General features: G+C 34.0%; 22 protein-coding genes and 1 other annotated feature. Of the genes, 2 read left to right on the top strand and 20 right to left on the bottom strand.

All coding sequences use genetic code 11. The features are described 5' to 3' along the window. Nucleotides 1-310: 310 nt before the first annotated feature. Nucleotides 311-928, top strand: coding sequence for a GTP pyrophosphokinase (locus HNR33_RS07100; protein WP_429081901.1), 618 nt, complete (start codon nucleotides 311-313; stop codon nucleotides 926-928). Nucleotides 929-1,023: 95 nt separating this feature from the next. Here HNR33_RS07100 and trpB read toward each other — a convergent pair whose 3' ends face one another. The 10 genes from trpB to HNR33_RS07050 form a co-directional block, all read right to left on the bottom strand. Continuing rightward, entirely contained in the window at nucleotides 1,024-2,214 is a 1,191-nt protein-coding gene (gene trpB, locus HNR33_RS07095; protein WP_429081681.1) for a tryptophan synthase subunit beta, read from the bottom strand. A 72-nt stretch (nucleotides 2,215-2,286) separates the two neighbouring features. Further along, nucleotides 2,287-2,538: a binding site (T-box leader), on the bottom strand. Nucleotides 2,539-2,607: 69 nt separating this feature from the next. Then, a complete protein-coding gene (locus HNR33_RS07090; protein ID WP_429081679.1) occupies nucleotides 2,608-3,288 on the bottom strand; it encodes an N-acetylmuramoyl-L-alanine amidase family protein in 681 nt (226 codons plus the stop codon). Between the two features lie 308 nt (nucleotides 3,289-3,596). Then, the gene (locus HNR33_RS07085; RefSeq protein WP_429081676.1) at nucleotides 3,597-4,742 is read right to left on the bottom strand and encodes an amidohydrolase family protein; all 1,146 of its coding nucleotides are present in this window, start codon (nucleotides 4,740-4,742) and stop codon (nucleotides 3,597-3,599) included. Further along, nucleotides 4,730-5,884: an amidohydrolase family protein gene (locus HNR33_RS07080; RefSeq protein WP_429081674.1), complete on the bottom strand. Its 1,155-nt coding sequence runs from the start codon at nucleotides 5,882-5,884 to the stop codon at nucleotides 4,730-4,732. The genes HNR33_RS07085 and HNR33_RS07080 overlap by 13 nt, the downstream gene beginning before the upstream one ends. Before the next feature lie 13 nt (nucleotides 5,885-5,897). Next, nucleotides 5,898-7,286: a M14 family zinc carboxypeptidase gene (locus HNR33_RS07075; RefSeq protein WP_429081672.1), complete on the bottom strand. Its 1,389-nt coding sequence runs from the start codon at nucleotides 7,284-7,286 to the stop codon at nucleotides 5,898-5,900. A gap of 71 nt (nucleotides 7,287-7,357) precedes the next feature. Further along, entirely contained in the window at nucleotides 7,358-8,944 is a 1,587-nt protein-coding gene (locus tag HNR33_RS07070; RefSeq protein WP_429081670.1) for an ABC transporter substrate-binding protein, read from the bottom strand. Nucleotides 8,945-8,963: 19 nt separating this feature from the next. Beyond that, nucleotides 8,964-9,953, bottom strand: a complete 990-nt coding sequence (locus HNR33_RS07065; protein ID WP_429081667.1) for an oligopeptide/dipeptide ABC transporter ATP-binding protein — start codon at nucleotides 9,951-9,953, stop codon at nucleotides 8,964-8,966. After that, a complete protein-coding gene (locus HNR33_RS07060) occupies nucleotides 9,954-10,925 on the bottom strand; it encodes an ABC transporter ATP-binding protein (RefSeq protein WP_429081665.1) in 972 nt (323 codons plus the stop codon). Nucleotides 10,926-10,928: 3 nt separating this feature from the next. Beyond that, entirely contained in the window at nucleotides 10,929-11,783 is an 855-nt protein-coding gene (locus tag HNR33_RS07055) for an ABC transporter permease (protein WP_429081663.1), read from the bottom strand. A gap of 12 nt (nucleotides 11,784-11,795) precedes the next feature. Beyond that, nucleotides 11,796-12,758, bottom strand: coding sequence for an ABC transporter permease (locus tag HNR33_RS07050; RefSeq protein ID WP_429081661.1), 963 nt, complete (start codon nucleotides 12,756-12,758; stop codon nucleotides 11,796-11,798). Nucleotides 12,759-12,992: 234 nt separating this feature from the next. Here HNR33_RS07050 and HNR33_RS07045 point away from each other — a divergent pair, with 234 nt between their 5' ends. Continuing rightward, complete coding sequence (locus HNR33_RS07045; RefSeq protein ID WP_429081658.1) at nucleotides 12,993-13,595, top strand: TetR/AcrR family transcriptional regulator; 603 nt, start codon at nucleotides 12,993-12,995, stop codon at nucleotides 13,593-13,595. Nucleotides 13,596-13,739: 144 nt separating this feature from the next. Here the strand turns inward: HNR33_RS07045 and HNR33_RS07040 are convergent, their stop codons facing one another. The 10 genes from HNR33_RS07040 to HNR33_RS06995 form a co-directional block, all read right to left on the bottom strand. Next, nucleotides 13,740-15,068 carry an amidohydrolase gene (locus HNR33_RS07040; protein WP_429081655.1) on the bottom strand — a complete coding sequence of 443 codons (1,329 nt, stop codon included), beginning with the start codon at nucleotides 15,066-15,068 and terminating at the stop codon, nucleotides 13,740-13,742. Nucleotides 15,069-15,083: 15 nt separating this feature from the next. Beyond that, nucleotides 15,084-16,193 carry a M20/M25/M40 family metallo-hydrolase gene (locus HNR33_RS07035; RefSeq protein ID WP_429081653.1) on the bottom strand — a complete coding sequence of 370 codons (1,110 nt, stop codon included), beginning with the start codon at nucleotides 16,191-16,193 and terminating at the stop codon, nucleotides 15,084-15,086. 71 nt (nucleotides 16,194-16,264) lie between these two features. Beyond that, the gene (locus HNR33_RS07030; RefSeq protein ID WP_429081650.1) at nucleotides 16,265-16,957 is read right to left on the bottom strand and encodes a hypothetical protein; all 693 of its coding nucleotides are present in this window, start codon (nucleotides 16,955-16,957) and stop codon (nucleotides 16,265-16,267) included. 37 nt (nucleotides 16,958-16,994) lie between these two features. After that, nucleotides 16,995-17,690, bottom strand: a complete 696-nt coding sequence (locus tag HNR33_RS07025) for a DUF5058 family protein (protein ID WP_429081648.1) — start codon at nucleotides 17,688-17,690, stop codon at nucleotides 16,995-16,997. Nucleotides 17,691-17,899: 209 nt separating this feature from the next. Further along, complete coding sequence (locus HNR33_RS07020) at nucleotides 17,900-19,189, bottom strand: hypothetical protein (protein WP_429081646.1); 1,290 nt, start codon at nucleotides 19,187-19,189, stop codon at nucleotides 17,900-17,902. Between the two features lie 167 nt (nucleotides 19,190-19,356). Further along, nucleotides 19,357-19,683: a hypothetical protein gene (locus HNR33_RS07015; RefSeq protein WP_429081644.1), complete on the bottom strand. Its 327-nt coding sequence runs from the start codon at nucleotides 19,681-19,683 to the stop codon at nucleotides 19,357-19,359. A gap of 507 nt (nucleotides 19,684-20,190) precedes the next feature. Beyond that, nucleotides 20,191-20,607, bottom strand: coding sequence for a gamma-glutamylcyclotransferase family protein (locus tag HNR33_RS07010; RefSeq protein ID WP_429081642.1), 417 nt, complete (start codon nucleotides 20,605-20,607; stop codon nucleotides 20,191-20,193). Nucleotides 20,608-20,622: 15 nt separating this feature from the next. Further along, nucleotides 20,623-21,264 (bottom strand): pyroglutamyl-peptidase I, encoded by a 642-nt coding sequence (gene pcp / locus HNR33_RS07005; protein WP_429081640.1) that lies wholly within the window; start codon nucleotides 21,262-21,264, stop codon nucleotides 20,623-20,625. A 20-nt stretch (nucleotides 21,265-21,284) separates the two neighbouring features. Continuing rightward, the gene (locus HNR33_RS07000; protein ID WP_429081638.1) at nucleotides 21,285-22,199 is read right to left on the bottom strand and encodes a DUF979 domain-containing protein; all 915 of its coding nucleotides are present in this window, start codon (nucleotides 22,197-22,199) and stop codon (nucleotides 21,285-21,287) included. A 28-nt stretch (nucleotides 22,200-22,227) separates the two neighbouring features. After that, nucleotides 22,228-22,908 carry a DUF969 domain-containing protein gene (locus HNR33_RS06995; protein WP_429081635.1) on the bottom strand — a complete coding sequence of 227 codons (681 nt, stop codon included), beginning with the start codon at nucleotides 22,906-22,908 and terminating at the stop codon, nucleotides 22,228-22,230. Nucleotides 22,909-23,160: the final 252 nt, after the last annotated feature.

The following is a 23,160-nucleotide window of genomic DNA, read 5'->3' as shown; positions in this document are numbered from 1 at the left end:
AATTCTCAAAAAACCACAACCTTTCTTTACTAATTAATTGTATTATTTTCAAATATAAATCATTTATTCAAAACATTTAAAATTAGCAGCATATAATTGTGGAAGTAGAAAAAATTCGCTTACAGGTCTGTAGTTAATTTAATAAAGAAATCCTAGGATTTAGAGATATTCTTCTTTATCTTTTAAATAAACTAATAAATTAAGTAAAAGTTAAGAAAAATTAAGGGCTTAGCGCCATTTCTCTATGATATAATAAATATATCGTTTTTCAATTTGAAGTTAAAACAGGAGTGATCATATTTTGGAACCAATGGAAATGCCAAGAGACGTAGTTGAATGGAACAATCTAATATTAATCTATAGATTTGCATTAAGAGAGGTAAACACTAAACTGAACATATTGAATGAAGAATTTCAGTTTATTCATTCTCATAACCCTATTGAACACATTAAGTCCCGTGTAAAATCCACTGATAGTATTATAGCCAAGCTAAAGAGGAAGGGGCATGAAGTGACCTTTGAAAATGCAAAGAAATATATCCATGATATTGCTGGAATTAGGATTATTTGCTCCTTTACATCTGATATTTATACTATATATGAATTAATAGAAAAACAAAGTGATGTTAAGATTATTGAGATAAAGGATTATATCAAAAAACCAAAACCTAATGGCTATCAAAGCTTACATCTCATTGTGGAAATTCCAGTATTCTTATCTGATAGGACAATCCCTGTTAAGGTGGAGATTCAAATTCGAACTATCGCTATGGATTTTTGGGCAAGTCTTGAACATAAGATATTTTACAAATTCAATAAATTCGTTCCAGAAGGTATAACTGACCAACTAAAAGAATGTGCTGATGTCATTACTCACCTTGACTATAAAATGCTGGATATAAAAAACAAAATGGCACAATACAAATAACTTATTAAGGGACTCTTAGCACTTTTCAGCTGTTGAGTCCCTTAATATTTTTCCTAAATGAAGTAATAGAGATGAATAATAAATCATTCATAAAGTTATTTTAATTCAAATCTTTTAACCATATCCATGACTTGTGTCACATCCTTATCCCCTCTGCCCGAAAGATTAACAATAATGATTTGATCTTCATTTAAATTCTTTGCGAGCTTCATTGCATAAGCTACAGCATGTGAACTTTCAATAGCAGGTATGATTCCTTCTGCTTTACAAAGTGTCATAAAGGCAGATAAAGCTTCATCATCAGTAATTCCTACATATTGAGCTCTACCGCTATCTTTATAATGACAATGCTCTGGCCCCACCCCTGGATAGTCAAGCCCTGCTGCAACTGAATGGACAGGTAGAGGTTCTCCATTTTCATTCTGAATTGTATAGCACTTAAAGCCATGTATAATTCCCACAGTTCCTTTAGAGATTGAGGCTGCATGCTCAGTGGTATCAAGTCCTTTCCCTGCAGGCTCCACACCGATAATTTTCACCTCTTCATCCTTTACAAATGGATGGAAAAGACCAATAGCATTGCTGCCTCCACCAACACAAGCAATCAAATAATCTGGTAGTTTCCCTTCCTGTTTCAGTATTTGTTCTCTAGCCTCTTGGCCGATAATACTTTGAAAGGACCTTACCATAATAGGATACGGATGAGGACCAACAGCTGAGCCTAGGAGATAAAAAGTGTCGTCTGCATTACTTACAAAGTCATCTAAAGCCACATCAACAGCATCTTTTAAAGTAGCAGTTCCTTGTGTAACAGGAACAACCCTTGCTCCTAAAAGCTCCATTCTAAATACATTGAGTGCCTGTCGCTTCATATCTACTGCTCCCATATAGATTGTGCAGTCTAGCCCAAACAAAGCACAGGCAGTAGCTGTAGCAACACCATGTTGCCCAGCACCAGTCTCAGCAATAATGCGTTTTTTCTCCATTCTTTTAGCCAAAAGAGCTTGCCCAATAGCGTTATTAATTTTATGTGCACCTGTATGATTCAAGTCTTCTCTTTTAAGATAAACTTTAGCACCGCCTAATTTTTCTGTAAGTCTTTCAGCAAAATATAGTGGATTCTCTCTCCCAATATATTGTTTTTGATAGTAAGAAAGCTCCTTTAAGAAATCTTCATCCTCAATGTACTTGAAGAAACTTTTCTCCACCTCGGCTAACACCTTATTTAATGATTCAGGCACAAAAGAACCACCAAACTCACCAAAGAAACCACTGTTATTAAGCATACAAACCCCTCCTTATTTTTTAAAACCCTTTTTTATAGAAAATAAAAAATCCTCTACATGTGCTCAGCACATATAGAGGACGATCTTAACCGTGGTACCACCTCAATTGATTATATAAGAAAAAAACTTATTATAATCCACTTTTTCAGATACAGGAAACTTAATCCGATACCCTATCTCTGTAACGGGAGAAACCCGTGTCGCCTACTTAAATTCAGCTTCCACTCATAAGTCCATTCAGTACACTCTTGACATCTAGATTCCACCACCCTAGACTCTCTATACTCTACAAGTATACCTACTATCCTTATTCAATGCTTTAGTATAGTAAAGTTAAATTTTATATTATTTTAATCTATTCTTATGAACTTGTCAACATACTTTTTAAAAATTCTATTCACTCACAGTAAGATACTTGTCTAACCCATCTACTATACCATTCACTATCTTATTCTGATATTCATCTGTTATCAGTAGAGCTGATTCCTTTTTACTAGATAGAAACCCACTTTCAATTAATAATGCAGGTACATTAGCCTGATTTAGAACTATTAAATCAGGTCTTTCTACTATTCCTTTATTAACTGCTCCGGTATTTGCTAGTATATCATCTAGCATCATTTGAGCTAATGACTCATTATCTTGATCATTGTCAGCACTATCACTTTTCTCATTAGGATAGTATAGCACTTGCACCCCATTAGTCTTATTATCATTGTCTAGGGCATTACAATGAATACTAATAAATATTTTAGCCTTTTTCTTATTTGCCAATTCTATTCTTTCCATATTGTGAATGTATTCATCTGTATCTCTTGTTAAAATTACTTTGTAATCCATTGACTTTAATCTTTCGTATAGTTTTTTAGATATCTCCAAGTTTATATCTTTTTCATAGGTATTGTTAATACCAATTGTTCCAGGATCATGTCCACCATGCCCGGGATCTATTACGATAACATTATTTGTCCCAAAAATGTCTCCTATTAAAAAAGAATCTCCACGAAAAATCTGTAAAATAATAAATATTGGAGCAATTAATAAAAAAATATATAGTGCTTTTTTGAAATTCATTTATTTCCCCCCGCTTATTGTAACGTTTTAAATTAAAATATTAATCGATACTACTTGCGTCGTAAATCTGTACTTAATAAACACCCCTTCATAGAAAATTAAAAGATAATTTAAAATCCCTACAGATAATAATTATACCACTCATTTGCATCAAAACTGCATATTGTTGTGAAAAAGTTGTAAAATTATATTAAAATTTGTCATAAAAACTAATTGTTCATATTTCATGACATTGATCATTAATAAACCAGAGGATGGATCGGGGGGATATCCTCTGGTTTATATATAGTATTATATGGGGTTAACAGCTATTTAGGGTTACTTTTATTATAGACAACTTGTCCATTGATTATGGTATACTCTACTGTAGCATTTGTGTCTAGTGCAGGCATGCCTTTAAAAATAACTAAATCAGCATCCTTTCCTTTTTCAATAGAGCCTACCTTATCATCAATTCCAATTATTTTCGCTGGATTTATGGTAAGCATATTGATAACGCGCTCAATATCCCCTCCAAAACGTATTACTTCACCAGCCTGTACTACAATTACATCAGGATTTAATATTGGTCCGTCTGTCATAATTGCACATGTGATGCCTCTTTTGTCTAATTCAATAAGACTATATATATCAATTTTGCCGCATTCTCCAGGCATAAGTAGAACTCCAATAGGTCCGTAAATTACTCCCTTGCATCCTGATTCTGCAATATCATCGTAATAATCACTTGCACCCCATGCATGATCTAAAGTAAAATCTATGTCAAATTCTTTAGCAATACGAATAGTTGTCAGCATATCAAATTGTTCACAATGGACCTTCAGAGGAATTTCTTTTCTTAGTACCCTACATACATTTTCCATTCCTAAGTCAAAGGACTCTTCACCTTTTTCTTTCTTAGCCATGTACTCCTGTCCTCTTATCAAAGTATCTCTCAGCACATGAGCAATTCCCATACGAGTCATTGGCATTTGATTTCGTTTCCCATATACTCCCTTAGGATTGCCTCCCAGTGCCATTTTTAAGGCTATAGGATTTTTAATACACATGTCCTCTATATTTTCTCCATAGGATTTGACAGCACACACAAGTCCTCCTACTACATTTCCACTTCCTGGAGCAATAGCAGATGTAGTAATTCCAGCTCGAATTACTCTTTCAAACATAGGCGACTTAGTATCTATGGAATAAATTGCTTCAACTTCAGGTGTAGCGTTTTTAGTCATTTCATTAAGGTCCTGATCACTCATATCTGCTCCAAAACCACCGATATGGCTATGAGCATCAACTATTCCTGGAATGACTACAAGTTCGCTTGCATCAATAATTTCCCCTTGATTACAACTTAAATTTTCACCCACATCAACAATTTTTCCATCTTCTATGAGGATATCTCCTTTTTCAAAAACTCTACCTGCTGAAGTGAATATCTTTGCATTTTTTATGACCAGCATGAATTTTCCCTCCTAGAGTTTAGGATATTTTCTCCGTTGATAAATGTTGCTTCAACTCTAGCTGAATAGGATTCTATGGGGTTATCAGTCCAAATAACAATATCTGCATCCTTCCCAACCTCTATAGACCCTATTCTGTTATCTACTCCAAGAAGCTTAGCTGGAGCAGAAGTAATCATCCTAAGCACGTCCTCAGATTCTAATCCATACTTATGGTACAATATAGCATTCCATAATAAAGACTCTTTCCCTGACGCCACATTATCTCCGCAAGAACTGATTGCAACATCTACTCCACATTTTATGAGATCTTTGACACTTTCAATATCTACGTATTTATTCAATGAAGTTAAAGAATTTGTCAAGTCTCCTAAGATAACACTAATTTCTTTCTTAGAAATTTCTCCGATTTTATTATTCACTCCGAACGCTCCAGTAAAAACAATATTCACAGGGAGATCCTTTAACACCAGTTCAACTGCATCCATTTCAGACCTAGTATTGCAGTTAATAAGCAAAGGTGCCTTGCCATTTATTATGTCCTGCAAAGCTTCAGACTTAGAATCATATTCTCTGTTCTCATTCTTCTTATATTGTATAGCCTTTATAATGGCTTCCTTTAACAGAGCAATTGCTCCCATTTTAGTCATCGGACAAACATTTCTACTTCCATATGTTTTTTTTGTGCTAGATGTAATAGACGCTACCATTCCAATCTTTTCTTTAACTAGCATCTCATAAGGATGTTTACCATAGGTCTTAAAAACTGCTCCATATCCTCCCAAGACATTGGAAGTCGAAGGCATTATACCAGCACTAGTTACTCCATATTCAAAAACTCTTTGAAACAGCATGCTGTCTTGATCAAAGGAGTAAACCACATTCATCTGAGGAGTGACTGGGTCTGAAAGCTCACTTAAGTCATCATCTTTCCAACCAGGGCCCTTAGCTCCCCATACATTGAGAGAATCTATAAATCCAGGGAAAACTACTTTATCTTTTGCATCAAATACTTTGGTTGAATCTAAAACATCAATTCCATGTCCAATCTCAATAATACGGCCATCCTTTACTAGAATATCCGTGTCATTTGATACATTCCCTTTGCCGTCGTGAACTATTCCTCCTTTTATAAGAATCATTAAGATACCCTCCCTAGTTCGTCTTTAAGTAATCTGCCATCAACAAACCGCATTCCAGCTGAATACTTATAAGTTTCTTTATAGATATTACTTCATAGTTGATTTTTTCTTCAAGCTCTTCACTTAGTTCTTTTAACTTCTCTTCAGCACGCGCAAATGCTTCTTCAAGTGCCTTTTTCTTTTCAGGATTATCCTCATTATTTTCTTTCATAGTTAACAGCTCAGACTCATTAGCTCTTACTAGCAAGCCGTAGGAAAGAGTTTTATAAAACTTTGAGATCAATAGATTATCAAATTTTTCAGCTACTGTTGCTGCCCTAGCAAAATCAGGATTTTCATTAACCATTTTTTTAGTAGCTTCTTTACTCTCATTATTACCAGTAAAAGCCTCTAAAGCTAGCTTAAAAGGATTTCTTTCTTCCATATATTTAATAGTGCTGTTTAGAGTAGATATAATAAACTTGTCAGCCTCCGCACTAAACTCTAAGCTTTTGAGAACAGCTTCCTTTCTAGTTATATCTGATGTAGATAAATCGTTTATTCTCTTGTCATAGAAATATGGCAGCTCAGTCAATAGCGTAAAGCTTTCGTGGTTTTCCTTAGCATAATCTGCACTACATGTTCCAGCCTTAATGACCTCACCAGGATTTTCAATTCCGTATTTCTCTAGGTAATCGTATTCCTGGCGAATGCCTAGATCTTGATAAATAGCAGGAGCGTATGCTACACAATATGGTGCTTCTGGCTCTCCTAGATTTAGGGGAATACCTTGCTTTTCAGCAGCATTTTTCATGTCATCATATATTTCTGGAGTTTCGCGGCTTATATACCAATAAACACCGCCAAAACCTGCGTTGTGAAGAGAATATATGAATTTTGGCTTTATATCATCTATCAAGTCCATCATAGCCTTAGTTTCAGGAATCGTATCGTGGAAATGCAGATTCTTATAATCTATTGGGAAAGTCCAGTCTACCTGTTGATGTCCTGCTGGTCTAAAAAAGTTCCTAGCATAATTATATAAAGTATAAGGTCCCTTAAACCAATTTTCATTGAGCTTTGTTCCATCGGCATCCCATGACTTTACTATATACCATGTATAGTCTAATTCTTCTCTCAACTCCTTGTTTTCTGCTAATTCTCTTGAAAAATATTCAAGAAGCATAGCTCCTATAGGTTCATTAGGATGAGGACAGCCAAACATAAGAGCATTATTAGAGCCTTTCCCTATTTTAAGACAATATAGTGGATGATCATCTCTAGTCCTTCCCATTTCAAACAAGTCTACTATATCAGGAAACTCTTCAGCTAGTTTTTTGCTACTAGCATCCATTTCTCCTACAGTTAGAAATTCTTTATAATTTGGTATTTTGTCTATTATACTCTCATATATTTTTTTCATTATGTTTCCCTCCTAATAACAGCTAATTGAATATTTTAAAGCATTCAATTAGCTGTATTTTGTAAGTATGATTATTCTGCTATATCAGTAAATGTGTATTCAGCCCAGCCCCATTTTCCAGTACCATCTATTGGTAAATTAATATATTTTGCATTGTTAGCATCATAGCTTGCAAATGCAACTATTGGTATATAAGGAAGTTCTTCAGCAACTATTGCTTGAGCTTTTTTATACAGCTCAGCTCTCTTTTCTTGATCTCCAGTTGCAGCTGCTTCAGCTAATAGTGAATCAAACTCTGCATTGCTGTATTCACCATAGTTGCTTCCTACACCAGTACCAAAACGTTTTTGTAGTGCTGCTGGGTCAGGTCCCATGAATCCACCCTGTAGCTCAAGTATAAAGTCTCTTTGCTCTCCAACCTTAGCAAACCAAGCATTGAACTCGTGAACTTGAACTGTCAACTCAATACCAGCTTCAGCCAATGATGCTGCCATAAGCTTTGCAGCATCTGGATATCCAGAGCCTTCAAATACATCTATTGTAAGCCCTCTTACATAGTATCCATCAGCATCCTTCTCATATCCTGCAGCCTCCAGTATCTTCTCAGCTTCCTCAATATTAAAGTGAGGTGAAGTCTCTTCAGTATTACTTGCCCATTCAATCAATGAAGGATACATGCTGTATTCTGGCTTCTGTACTCCGTTATATATCTTCTCAGATATTTCTTCCTTGTTTATAGCTGTAGCTATAGCTTTTCTCACATTAACATCCTGTACTGCTTCATTATTAAGATTGAGTATAATTCTCATTGGAGATGGATATTCATTTAATTTCATTCTAATATTCTTATTAGCTAGTAATTCATCTGCATTAGCCGCAGGTACGTTTTCTAATACATCAATATCTCCATTTGTTAGTGCTTGTACAGCAGTAGCGTCATCAGGAATAATAGAGAATATAACCTTGTCTAGCTTAGGTGCACCCTCATGATAATCTGGATTAGCAACTATTGTTACACTTTCCCCTTGCTTAAACTCAGACAATTTAAATGGTCCGGAACCTATTGGATCCATTGCTGCTGGATTGTCTTCCCATGCTTGACCATTATTAAACACATGCTCTGGCAATATGAAGGTAGCATACCACCCTAAATCAGCAATAAATGAAACATCTGGAGCAGTCATATTAAACACAACAGTATACTCATCTGGAGTTTCAATAGATTCAACTATTTGTAATCTTGAGCTCATATAGTAAGCTTCATTAGCCTTGATCTGATCAAAGGTATATTTTACGTCTTCACTTGTTACAGGCTCACCATCATGCCAATGAGCATCCTCTCTTAATTTAAAAGTAATTGCTAGCCCATCTTCACTTACATCCCAATCAGTAGCCAAATCAGGTACTATTTGCTTACTTGCATCTAGCTTAACAAGTCTATTGAATATGTTTTGTACTATAGGGTAAGCATTGTCGTCTGGTAAGGTATCAGGATTAAAAGACATTGGGTCTCCACTAGCCCTTACTATGAGTACTTTTTCTGCCCCTCCCCCATTTGTCTCAGATTGGGAGCCATTTGATGCACCTGAACTACATCCCACCGCTACAATAGCAGCTATTACTAGTATTGCTATTGTTAAAAAAAGTTTTCTTTTCATTATTGACCCTCCTATCAATTTAAAATAATCTATTGCAAGCTACCTTACGACCTTGTCCAAGGTCATGAGTAGCCGGATATTTTTTAAAGCATTCATCAGTAGCCTTAAAGCATCGTGGAGCAAAATAACAGCCTGGTCCAGGATTAATAGGTGTAGGGGGCTCTCCCTCTACTTTTATCTTCTCCATAATCTCGTCTGGATCTATAGAGCCACAATTTGATATTAATGTTTGAGTATATGGATGCTTAGGATCATTAACAACTGTATCAGCATCTCCATATTCAACAATTCTTCCTAAATACATAACAGCCACCTTATTGGAAATATATCTAGTTAGAGAAATATCATGGCTGATAAATATTACAGCTGCATCTTTTTTCTTACTCAGTCTCAAAAGCATATTTATTATTTCAGCCCTAACAGACACATCCAGCATAGATACAGGCTCATCGGCTATTACAACCTTTGGCTCTACTAGCATTGCTCGTAAAATAGAAATTCTCTGCAGCTGTCCTCCAGATAACTCATGAGGATATCTCTTCATAATATCTTCTGCAGGACGAAGTCCTCCAAATTCAAGTGTTTCTAAGCACATCCTTCTCTTATCCTCTTTTGACTTACCAATAGAATGAAGCTTTAGCGGCCTCATCAAAATTTCTTCAATAGTGTCTCTAGGAGTAAATGAGTCATATGGATTTTGAAATACTATTTGAACTAAGCGTCTAAATCCCTTGGAATCATTTTTCATGAGCTTATCTGTAGATTCATTACCTATATATACGTCTCCACTAGTAGGCTCTTCAAGTCTAGCAAGAATCCTTCCCAAAGTGGATTTTCCACATCCAGACTCACCTATTACTCCAAGCACCTCTCCTCTTTCCATCTGCAAGGATACTCCGTCTACTGCCTTGGCAAATAGCTTTTCCTTAGACCCTAGCCTCAATCCACTCTTTACTGGATACCACATGGATACATTATCTATATTTATATATGCACTATTGTTTTCCATCTACAGCTCACCTCCATACAGATGACACGCCAAGACTCTTTCATCTCCCATATTCAATTTGATAGGCTTTCTATTTTTGCATATATCCTTTGCATGCTCACATCTTGGAGCAAAAACACATCCATCATATTTTTGAGATAAATCTGGTAAAAAGCCTTTTATACCTTCTAGATTTCCCTTTTTCCCTTTTAGAGATGGGAAGGAGGCTAAAAGTCCTTTAGTGTATGGGTGTAATGGTTTTTTAAGAACATTCTTGACATATCCTAGCTCCATGAGTTCACCAGCATACATAATTGCAATCTTATTACAGGATGTAGCAACTACAGACATGTCATGAGTAATCATTATTCTAGTCATATCAAGCTCTTTTTCCATCTTAGCCACTTCATCTAATATCTGTCCCTGGGTAACTACATCTAGGGCTGTAGTAGCCTCATCCATAATAAGTAGCTTAGGATTATTAATAAGACTTATAGCTATGGAGACTCTTTGAAGCATGCCTCCAGATAACTCGTGAGGATATAGCTTGTACACCCTTGACGATAGATTAACCAGATCAAGTAAATAAGAAAATCTTTCAAATATTTCTTTTTTGCTGGCCTTAGGGTGATGAACCCAGTATATATCCTCTACTTGAGTTCCAATTCTATGAACAGGAGATAATGAATTCATGGATTTTTGAAAAACTACTGAAAGCTCATTCCACCTGATTTTCTTAAGCTGGTCCTCTGACAGCTTAGTTAAATCTTTATCACCGAAATTAGCAGTTCCAGATATTTCAGTGCTTTTCTCTGGCAATAGCCTAAGTAAAGCCATAGCCAATGTGGATTTACCAGAGCCAGATTCTCCAACAAGCCCTAGAGAATCCCCTTTGTTGATTTTGAAGCCTACATCCTTAACTGCATAAACTTTTTTATGCTTATTCACATAAGTAACGTTAAAGTTTTTTAAATCCAAAACTGTATTATCCATTATCTATGCACCTCTTTTGTTCATATACTTAGGATTCATAACATGGTTTAATCCATCTCCTAGCAGATAAAAAATAGTTACCGTAATAACAATAGCAAGCCCAGCAAATGTTGCTATCCACCACGCACTAGTAAGAAAAGACTTTCCGTCATATATCATCTGACCCCAGCTTATTATATTAGGATCTCCTAGCCCTAAAAAGCTTAATCCAGCTTCAGTCAATATAGCGTTTGACATACCTACAGTGGTATTAGCTATGACAGGGAATATGCCATTTGGAATAATATATTTAAAAAGTATTTGTCTTTTATTTTCACCCATTGATGTAGCAGCCTTTACGAAGGTTCTCTCTCTCAAGGACAATGCCTGTGCTCTCATGAGCTTAGCATTACTTGGCCAAGTCGTAAGCCCTATTACAATCATTACATTGTAAATGCTATTTCCAAATAGTGCGATAATGAGCAGTATTAAAAAAAATGTAGGAAGCATCATAAATGTATTGATTACCTCAGAAATAATTCTGTCTACTGCTCCACCGAAGAATCCAGCAATTCCTCCAATAATAATTCCTAGTATGGCTGAAATCAATGCAGATATAACAGCTACTTTAAGAGAGGTTTGTGTCCCATAAACAATCATACTGAATACATCTTGTCCCATTTTATTAGTTCCGAGAACATGTCCATTCTCTCCTACTTCATTCAAAATATCCGGGCCAAAATAATATGGGTCAATTGGTGTAATGTTTTTTGCGAAAATTACGACAATTAGGAGAAAAAAAATACCCACAGTACCTGCCAAAAGCTGCTTGTCACCAAAAATAATATTTTTAAACCTTTTAATGTTTTTAAAATCCATTCTTAACCCCCCTTAATATCTAATCCTTGGATCTAATATTGCATACACAATATCTACTAATATCATTACAACTGCAATTGAAATAGACATTACGAGATATATTCCCATCAGAGTTGGATAGTCTCTTTGGTTGATTGCTGTAAGTACAAGCCTGCCAGTTCCCGGCCAAGCAAATACAGTTTCTATAAGAGCTACTCCAGTAACCAAATAAGCTAAGGATATACCAAACACTGTAACAGTTGGTAGAATTGCATTTCTAAAAATATATTTATTGAATATCTTTTTCTCACTCATTCCTGTAGCTCTAAATGTGAGGATAAAATCCTCGTTAGTAACCTGTAGTACAGAAGATTTAGCAATCCTATAATAAAGAGGGATCTGTATCAATACTAAAGTACCTACTGGCAATATCATATGCTTTATTACATCTATTATGTAAGCAAATCCTTTGTAAGAAGCCCTTGCATCTGTCATCCCATAAGTAGGAAGCATTTTTAAAACAGATGAAAATAATATTATGAACATCAATCCTAGCCAAAATGAAGGCATAGAATTTAATATATATGAAAACCCTGAAAAAATTACATCAATAAATGTCCCTTCCTTTCTTGCAGCAACAATCCCCATTAATGTCCCAATCACAACAGATAAAACAGCAGAGGTCAGTACTAGTAAAATTGTTGCAGGAAGCTTTTCAGCTATCATTTGTGTAACAGGTCTGTTATAGATAATAGATGTTCCTAAATCACCACTTGCAGCAGTTTTTAAGTAGTTCACAAATTGTATGTGCAAAGGATCATTTAGCCCATATTTTTCCTCTAGCGCAGCCCTTAGAGCTGGGTCATCTGTCTCTTTTCCCATAAGAGTTTTTATAGGATCTCCAGGTGCCAAATGTATTATTATAAAATTAATTGCAAAAACCACAATAATAGTTATTAATCCTGCAAAGATTCTCTTCCTTAAATATTTACTCACTCGACTCCCCCCTATTTTTTACAGTATCGCTTTAAAGTACGACTATGAACATGTTCACTTTGGATATTATCATAATATTACAGCAATTAATTTCATATGTCAACAAGTATTTTAAAATTCTGTAACAATTTTATTGCTAAATCTTCATTTATAAAGTTTTTATTTCAATTTTTTACAAAACTTGCTATAATTATAAATATGAGTTGAAAACTGCTATCATATTAAGGAGGAGTTATGCCTAAAAAAACGTTTTTAAATTTACCTGAAAGTAAAAAGCAAAAAATCATTGAAGCTGTATATAATATATTTATTGAAGAAGATTATGAAAATGTAAACATCAGAAATATTACAAGTAAGGCTGGAATTTCTATCGGAAGCTTTTATCAGTACTTTTATGATAAGGATGAGCTATACTTATATTTATTAAGTAATATTGAAAAAAAAATTTATGCTAAATACAAAGAAAGAACAGGCTTTTTCTTAATGGACACTGAAACAATAAGTATTGAAGAAATATGTACTGAAAAGGAAATAGCATTTAACCGAACTTGGTATAAAGTCCCAATTGAGGTTATGATGAAGTTTTATTTTGGCGAGTATAGCAGGGACTTGAACAGTATTGTATTGGAAGAGCTCATAGAGCTTAAAAATTCTGGTAAGTTAATAGACTCTGTAGATCTAAATTTTATTTTTCACATCTATGTGACATCAATGTTCAATATATTGCTTTACTTTCGCGATAATAATATAACCGATGAGAACGAAAAACTCAGAATAAAAACTAACTATTATACAAACATGTTTCTTAATGGTATATTGAAGGATAGGTTAAAGTAAAATGATATTTGATTAAGAAAAAGACTCTAGCTGCTAAAGATTAAACTCTTGCAGCTAGAGTCTTTCTAACTAAATGTTATTATTTAAACAAGTTAGTAGATTAAATAAAATAAGTTAAGTGTCCGGCACCAATCAAATCTTAGATTAATCTTGAACTATCCCCATTTTATAAATGCTAAACATAGAATACATAAACTGTAGATATTCTTCTTTTGTCATCTTTGGAGGATGTTTTTCTTTTATTTCTTTTATCTTTTTTCCTTGATTTAAAAGTAAATCTACGGTCGTTAGTGCCATTGCTTTTGCTGGAATAATATAGGCTAATTCTTCATCTATAATTTCATACTCTTTGCTATGAAGACTTCCCTTTATTCCTCCTATCATTGGATGGAGTGTCGGCATTATATGAGACAAATCTCCAAAATCAAAAGAACCGGTAAAATCTCCACCAGAAATTATTTTGCCTTCCAATCCTAATGATTCTAAGTTTTCCTTAAACAAATTATCTAAATCCTTATAACTCAATATTGGAAAATAGCCTGGTATATCTTCAATCTCTACTCCAGCTCCAATTGCTTCAGCTCCTGCCTTTATAGCTCTATTTACCTTCTTATTAGAACTAATCATACTTTCTAAAGTTCTTGCTCTTACATAGCTTTCCATAATTACTTCAGAAGGTATTACATTAACTATGTCCCCGCCTTTTGTTATTATTGAATGAACCCTTACTCTATCCTTATCTTTAAAAGTCTCACGCTGAACATTTATGTTGTTCATAGCCAACATAGCTGCATTTAAAGCATTGATACCTTCATCAGGAGCAGAGCCAGCATGTGAAGCTTTTCCGATAAATTTAATTTTTTTACCTATAAACCCATTACTTACAGGTCCAACTAAGGCTTTGTTCTCTTTTAAGTCTAATACATGAAACATCATAGATAAATCTACATCGTCAAAATATCCTCTTCTAATAAGCTCTTGTTTTCCTCCAAAAAATTCTATTACCTTCTTCTCTCTTAGAGAGCTTCTGTAGCCAATTTCTATAAACTCTTCGGCTGGAACTGCTAATATGTCAATATTGCCTTTAATTTGTGCTAATGCATCAGATTTGATCAACCCCATAACGGCACCTAAAAGTCCTGCTATTTGAATATTATGACCACATCCATGAATAGCACCATTTTCATGAGCGTCCTTATGTTCCTTGCAATATATAGCATCCAGCTCTCCTAGTAGTGCTATCCTAGGTGAATTCTCATCATAAGTTATTCTTGCTCTACAGCCTGTAACTGCAATATTTTTTTCAACTTCTAAATCTAGTTTTCTAAGAAATTCAAATACTTTTTCTGTTGTTTCATATTCCTTGTATCCGATTTCTGGGTTATCATATATATTTCTGCCTATAGCTATTATTTTTTCTCTATTTTCATCAATAACTCTTATTATATTTTCTTTAATTCTTTCTATATTCACCTTGAACACTCCTAATTATAAGCTGATCATCTGTGCTAAAACCTTTGTGGTAGTATACATATCATCTATATTTAAAGTTTCTCCTACAGTATGAACTTGACCCATACCTACGCTTATAATAGCACAATCATATCCTTTCCCAGCAAATATATTTGCATCACTTCCTCCACCTATTACTAACGGTGATGGATTAATATTCTCTTTTTCAAAGCTTTCCTTACACAGACTAAATATAAAAGAATCTTTGTCTAATTTTAGTGTAGGATAATCTCTAGAAACCTTTATTTCCACAGTTCCACCGAACTTCTGGGCTGCAGCTTCACATGCATTTTTGATATGCTCAACCTGAGTGTCTAATTTTTCTATTGAATGTGAACGAGCTTCTGCTGTAAATGAAACTTTATCTGTAACTATATTAGTTTGACTTCCTCCCTCAATACGACCTATATTAGCTGTAGTTTCTTCGTCTAAGCGACCTAGAGTCATATTAGAAATAGCTTCAGCAGCCATATATATAGCATTTATTCCTTTTTCTGGCTCAATTCCTGCATGAGCTGTTCTGCCTATAAAGGTTGCTTTTATATCATCTTTAGCTGGTGCTGCATAGGCAATAATTCCAGCAGGTCCTGCCGCATCTATTATTACTACATTTTTACAGGGCAATTTTGAAACATCAAAGTTTTTAGCCCCAAGCATTCCAACCTCTTCGCATACAGTAAATAATAAATATATATCTCTATGTGGCAGTTTTTCTTCTTTTATATGCTCGACAGCTTCTAATATGGATGCAATGCCAGCCTTGTCATCTCCAGCAAGAATAGTATTTCCTTTACTTTTCATTATTCCATTTTCAACAGTAGGTTCTATTCCTTTCCCTGGACTAACAGTATCCATATGTGCTGCTAAACATATGGCTTCTTCATTACTATTACTTCCTTTTATATGAACTAATAAATTTCCACAGTTTCCACCAAACTTTTCTCCTGCATTATCTGTATATACTTCAAAATCTCTATCTTGAAAATACTTTATTAGATATTCCCTATAATCCTTTTCCTCATAAGAAGGGCTATCTATTTTTATCATCTCGATTAAATTATTTACTAATCTATCCTTATTGATCATAACCATCTTCCTTTCTTATTTTAAAAGATTAGGCTGACCTTTTTTATGTCAGCCTTTCGATCTCATTTTTGTTATTCTGCTTGCAGCTCTTTTCCATAGATTTTTTTACCTGCAGCAATAGTTCCAAATACAGATACTAGAATTACTGCATAAGATGGTATTCCTGGTAAAAATGATAGAAATCCTTGTTTAAGTAAAAATGTCATAAAACCTGCTATAACAATTGCAACTAATCCAAGTTTTGGCCTCTGTATAGCAAACTGTCCAAAAACAGCACCAAATAAAGCCGGTAAGATTAGATTAAGCACTCTTACTACTTCTGCTGGTAAACTAGATAAAACTGATGAACCTAAAAACACAGCTACTGATAAAATAGCTATATTTATTAGTATAGATACTGCAATTCCTAAAGTAGAAATAATTGCGCCTTCATTAGTACCTTGCTTTACACCTGCTGCTTCTTGTGCTGCAACGGCACAAGGGATTCTCATGTTTACTAAGTTTCCTGATAGAAAAGCCATATATGTTCCTGGTATTCCTAGGATTGGGAAATATGAAATTGGCTCAACTACATAAAATGCTCCACTTACACTCATTTGAGCTAATGTTCCTGCTATTATAGCTCCAATCGGAGGAATATATCCAAATCGAAATGCTAATACCAAAGCAGGCCCCAAAGCTAGTAACATACCCAAGAATAACGTTATCCTTCCGTATTTAATTATGCTAGGTATAAATTCGTTATCATATACATTATTTTTCATGATTTCAGCTCCTTTAATATACATTATTTTAATTCAATTAAACTAATGATCCTATAAGCATTCCACCAAACATTGCTATAGTCAGTCCCCATTCTCTTAACCATGATATATTTTTCTTTTTTTGAATATGTACTATTATCATCATAAGAACTAATCCACTTATACATGCCAATGCCCCAGCATCAAAGCCTAAGATTCTATCTGCATTAAAATATGCGAATGCACCTAGCATAGCTCCTGCAGAGATAATCGGCACCATTGCTTTTTTCCCGTTTGACAACACTTTAGTAAGCTTGTCCATTTTATGAGTAAACAAGAAAGTAAACAGCAACCACCCCATAGAACCGAGTATCATAGTCCATATTGCATTAGCAAAAACTATTCCATCCATACCTTCTTTTCCTAAAACTACTCCCATAGCATCAGCACCAAAGCCCGCTGCCATTAATTCAAAAGTAACAGACCCTATAAAGGAAAGCCTCATCCAAGATACTGGTCCTCCCATAGTAATTATTAAGGATATCATTCCAGCTAGAATAACCATTGAAGGTCCAATAGATGAAATTGCACTAGTTTTCATGGCAGATTTCATTTGCTGCTCAGTAAGTCCTATATCTTTTCCTGTTTTATAAGACTTTTTAGCAAAAATAGTTGATTGTGCAATTACTACTCCTACAGCTAAAGCTGCTGCTACCCACATTAGTGGATGATTTGCCACTTCTAAATAGTTCATTATAAACCCCTCCTCGTTTTAGACATGTCCTTAATATGTCCTTAATGAAATTATATCAAACTTTTCTATACATTTCAATTATTATGATTAATTTATAAAATAATAGTTTGAAAACAAAAAATCATTTGATAACCATATCATCATTGTTTTTTCATAATATGATCTATCAAATGATTTTTAAATTTAATTTTGCTCATGTATATTTAATCCTATTTAGGTATTTTAATCTTTATAAACTGAGTTGGTCTACCTACATCATTATATTGTACTGAGGTTACTTTTTCACCATATCCTGAGTCTAAGAACTTTTTTAAAATTCTTCTAGCACTTCTATCCGAAATCCCTAAAAATTCAGATAAGCTTTTAGCTTCAAAGACTTCTTTCTGGGAAATATCCATATGTGCTATGATCTTAGACAAATAAGTTGGGCTTATTCCAACTTCTTCTGCTATTCTATTTAAATTCTTATCCTTTATCATTAGATTATAAGAATATCCTTCTATTTCCCCAATCGGACCCTTTATACTTTCATCTTCGTATACAATATAATACGACGATTCCTTATTTTCTTTTGCTTTTTGTAAAGCTGTTCTAGCATTATTATCTCCATGAAATGCTGTAGTCCCATATCCTGTTCCACTAAATATTATAAGCTTTTCTTTAGATAAGTCTTTCATAAGCTTCAGAAAATAATTCTGTGCGTTCTCATTTTCCAAAGCTCCTCTTGTACTAAAGATTATATATTCACTACCTACACTTCTTACTAAGCTTCCTTGTACTAAAGGTAAATATTCTATTAGCTTACTTTCTAACAGATTTTTCTTTTTTAGAGATATATAATGGTTAGCTTTTTCATTTGATAAATTTAATTCTATTAATTGTATTCCTATTTGAGCTTCACCTAGTTTTTTTGTTTCTATAAGCTGAATAAGAGTATCTATAGAATTTTTAATAACAGGTGTAGTTATTTCTACTCTCGCTACTGGTAATCTTCTTTGCACAAAGTCTCCATAAATTGATCCAAAACTAGTCATAGCTAAATCTATCTTTCCTCTTTTAAAAAGATTTTCATGCCACTCTTTATATCTAGATTCCTTTTCGTCTTCATCGAAAGGAAAAACAAAAACTTTTTCAAAATCTATTCCAAATTCTTCAAAGATATCATGTACAAGAGGCTCTTCCATGATATCTATACTTATCTTTTTAACATTTCTATAATGATCCTTTATATTCCATAATGTTTTCATTAAGCATGAGCCTTCTCTTGGAATACATAAAAAAGGTTTTGTCAATTTTCCATATTTCTTTACCTCTACATTAAATCCTTGTCCTGTAAAAATTACGCCATTAACCTCTTTCTCACACTTTTCTAAAATATGTTCACAGCTTTCTATTTCCCCTACAGTATAAGAAACAAAATCTATATCATTATAATATTTATCAGCAACAGACAAAGTTTTATCTACGGAATCTCCATATCCGACAACGGCTATTTTCACGACAATATCCTCCCTCAAGTGTAGATTTCCGTTTCAAAAAAAAACACCCCTTGGTTACATTCTACCAAAAGGTTACATTCTTCTCAATAAGTTCATGAATTAAATAACTAGTACCAATTCTATGCTTTAAGAAAGTTAATAATTAAGTGTCTGGCAACTATTATCTATTATTTTGCTTGTTTTAGTCTTGCAATTTCTGCCCAGTTATTAGCTGTAGCTTCTTCAACTCTATACATGCCTTTTTTAATTGTTTCTATGTCACCTTTAATATATGCTATATCATTTTTCACATTATCATGTTCTGCTTTGTTCACCTGTGACAAATGTTCTAAAGCCCTAACTATTTCATAAGTTTCATCCATTCTATTTTTCATGCCTGTCATTTCTGTTTTCATACCTGTCATTTCTATTTTTATGTCCGTTATTTCAGTTTTTAAAGGACCCAACTCTTCTTTGAGCATTTCCCTAATTACTGAAAGTAGTTCTCTTTCCATAATTTCACCACCTAAATAAAATAAGTTAAGTGACTGGCAAAAAAGTATTTTGTTATTTCTTTTCTTTTTTCACTTATTTCATGTTTTAACTCTTTTTGATTTTTGACATTCTATATATATCTTTTGCAAAAGATCGACAATGCTGCTATTGTCACTCGTTATATTCATACTTACAGATAATTTTTATATCCATTAAACAAATCACTACTTTTTATCACAAGTACTAAATATATAGGAGTTATTCTATAATCATTTCTATTATATCATTTGTTTAAACTCAAGCACAACAAATGACTTCCAAAAATTGCTTTTTCTTATCTAAAAACAAATAAAACAATTACCAATTTGTTGTATTCATTATCAGTATGAATAAAAGAAACGCCACTATTCTTAAAATTGGACAAAGGACTCTTGCTACTAAAGATTAATCCTTGTAACTAGAGTCCTTCTAATCTAAAAGTCATTATCTCAATGAGTTAATAAGATGAGTTACTGGCACCAATCCGTTTATCTTTCCATATACCTCTTCCAATCTCCATGAGGAATATATAGATTCTCTTCTTTAAAGACCGTTAACTCTTTATAATTATACATGTACACATATGCTTCTTCTTTGCGATTATCAGTAAGAACCTCTATTTCCTTTAGAACTCTGTTATATTCATTATATTCATTGCCTTCTCCATAGTAATGTTCCATTTCATCTAATGCCTTTAAGGTTTCTTCATAATCATCTACTTGAATAAACTCACCATAAACATAGTCATCTCCATCTATTAAAGCAGGATATCTCTCCCCATTCAGATGATAAAGCTCTCCCTTTATCCTTGCAGACTCACTTTCTAGAACCTTACCCTTTAAGTAAATGTCATAATTAAAGAATCCTTCTATCAAACTCCCGTATATGAATAACTTCTTTTTCATTATGATCTTCCTTTACTAGGAGATTTCGCCTCCTGTTACTTTTATGTCCTCTATGTTTTCTACTGCTGCCTTTATTGCATATGTTAAGCCCTTTATAATATTGTCTAAAGACATACTTGGCATCATTCTTTTATCTAATACTTGTTCAGGAAGGAATGGTATGTGTATGAATCCACCCCTCATGTTTGGATAATTTTTATCAGCATTATATAAAAGTCCATACATGATGTGATTGCACACAAATGTGCCAGCTGAATTTGACACTGAAGCAGGTATGTTATTATCTATCATTTCCTTTACCATAGCTTTGATTGGAAGCTTAGCAAAATAAGCAGGCTCTCCATCTTCAAATATTGGCACGTCAATAGGCTGATTCCCCTCGTTATCAGCAATTCTAGCATCATCAATATTGATTGCTACTCTTTCAACTGTTATATCAAATCTTCCCCCGGCTTGACCTACTGATATTGTTATATCTGGTTTTTCTCTTTCAATAGCTTCTTCTAGTCTTTCTATCGCTTTTCTAAACACTGTTGGTACTTCTATCTTTACTATTTCTGCACCTGCTATTTCATCGGGAAGCCTTTTTACTGCTTCTGTTGCAGGGTTTATGCTTTCCCCACCAAATGGATCAAAACCTGTTACTAAAACCTTCATTTGAAATTCCTCCTTAGTCTTTAAAATCCCAATATCAGCATTAACACAATATGTACTAATAGTAGTATTAGTGATAGAGGCAATTGGCTCTTGATGACTTTGTTATTGTCCTTCATTTCAAGTAGTGCTGCTGGAACAACATTGAAGTTAGCTGCCATAGGTGTTAGAAGTGTACCACAGTAACCTGCTGTTAATGCCAATGCCCCTACTACAGCTGGATTACCTCCTTGCTGTAGAACAAATGGCAATCCAACCCCAGCAGTTATAACTGCAAAGGCTGCAAATGCGTTTCCCATTATCATTGTGAATAATGCCATGCCTACTGCATACGCTACTACACCAAATACAATGTTTCCTTCAGGAATGATTCCTGATATTCCCTGAGATATAACTTGTCCCACTCCGGATGCATTAAATAGCGCTCCTAATGCTGCTAATAACTGTGGAAGCATACTGGCTGCCCCGATTTGTTGTAATAATCTACTTCCATCTTCCGCTACTGTAACAGGCTGGGATTTCGTTAGTACCATAGCTATTATTAATGCCGTAAGGGCACCTATTCCTAGCCCTACTAAGCCGCCAAGACTACTAAACTGTGCGATGCCAAATGCAAACACTGATATTGTCAACGCTGGTATGAATATCTTGTTTCCTAACCGCTTAGATTGATTAGCTCTAAATTTGTCTGATGCTTCCTTTAAAGAGCCAAATTTAACTTGTCTTGCTGCTGTCAACACACCCATTATTAATATTAAAAAACCATTTATGTTTGAAGGTATATATTTACCAAATATGAATAATACACCTACTATCATCCAGAATGAAGCCGTTCCTATTCTAGCTGGATGTTCATTATCTCTTAATGCCATAATTCCAGTCATAAATGCAATTAAACCGCTTAGCACATATAATCCTTCTAGTAATATATCCTGCATGTTTTCACCCCTTATTAATAGTAATCAATTATTCATTTGATTGTCTGTTATGCATTTTCCACATTAGCTTTTTATCATAGTACATGAACTGAGCTACGGCAAATATAGTTGCTATTACAGCTATTGGTATAGCAGCCTTTGATACTGCTAATGGTGTAATTTCATAGCCTAACTCTTTCAATGTACCTACTATTAGCAGCACGCCTCCTGATGCAACAAATACGTTTTGTCCGAAGAAGTTACCATAGTTTTCAACTGCTGCTGCAAGGCCTTTGATATCTTCTTCAACATCTTCTGGTATTTCATCATAATTGCTTTCGGCTGCTCCCTGTGCCATCGGCAAAATAAGTGGTCTAATAAATTGAACATGTCCACCTAATCTCAATGATAATGCTGCTGCTATAGTTCTTATAACCATGTATATTGATAATATCTTTCCTGTTGTAACTGCTTTAATACTGCCTATAAGTTCTGCTGCTCTTTCCTTAAGTCCATATCTTTCTAATATACCTATAACTGGTAAGCTAACTAAAAATACAGACATGTATCTGTTTCCCACAAATGCATCTCCAAGAGTTGTCAATATTTCATTGAATCCAAGTCCTGATACTAATCCTGTTATAATCCCTGAAACAAGTACTACTGCAATTGTATCAAGTCTGAATGCAAATCCAAGAACTATGATTAATACACCTATAAGTTTAATCATTTTTTTCACCCTCTTTAAGTTATTTCTGAACCTTTTAATCAATTACTCCTATCTTCTATATCATAATCATCAATAAGAATTTTTCTTTAGTTAATCTATTATTGTTAAACTTCACCTCCTATGGATCTGAAATAAAAATAAAAAACATTAGCTAGACATGTATTAAGATATTACGTAGGTTAATTATATAAACGGTAAGTTATGTTAATAATATTACCAATTGGCAACTTCATGTTATCACACCGTTTGGTA

The sequence above is a fragment of the Brassicibacter mesophilus genome (assembly GCF_050433385.1).
GTDB lineage: Bacteria > Bacillota > Clostridia > Tissierellales > Proteiniboraceae > Brassicibacter > Brassicibacter mesophilus.
The sequence above is the reverse complement of the archived record's forward strand: the minus strand, read 5'-3'. Positions and strand labels throughout refer to the sequence as shown.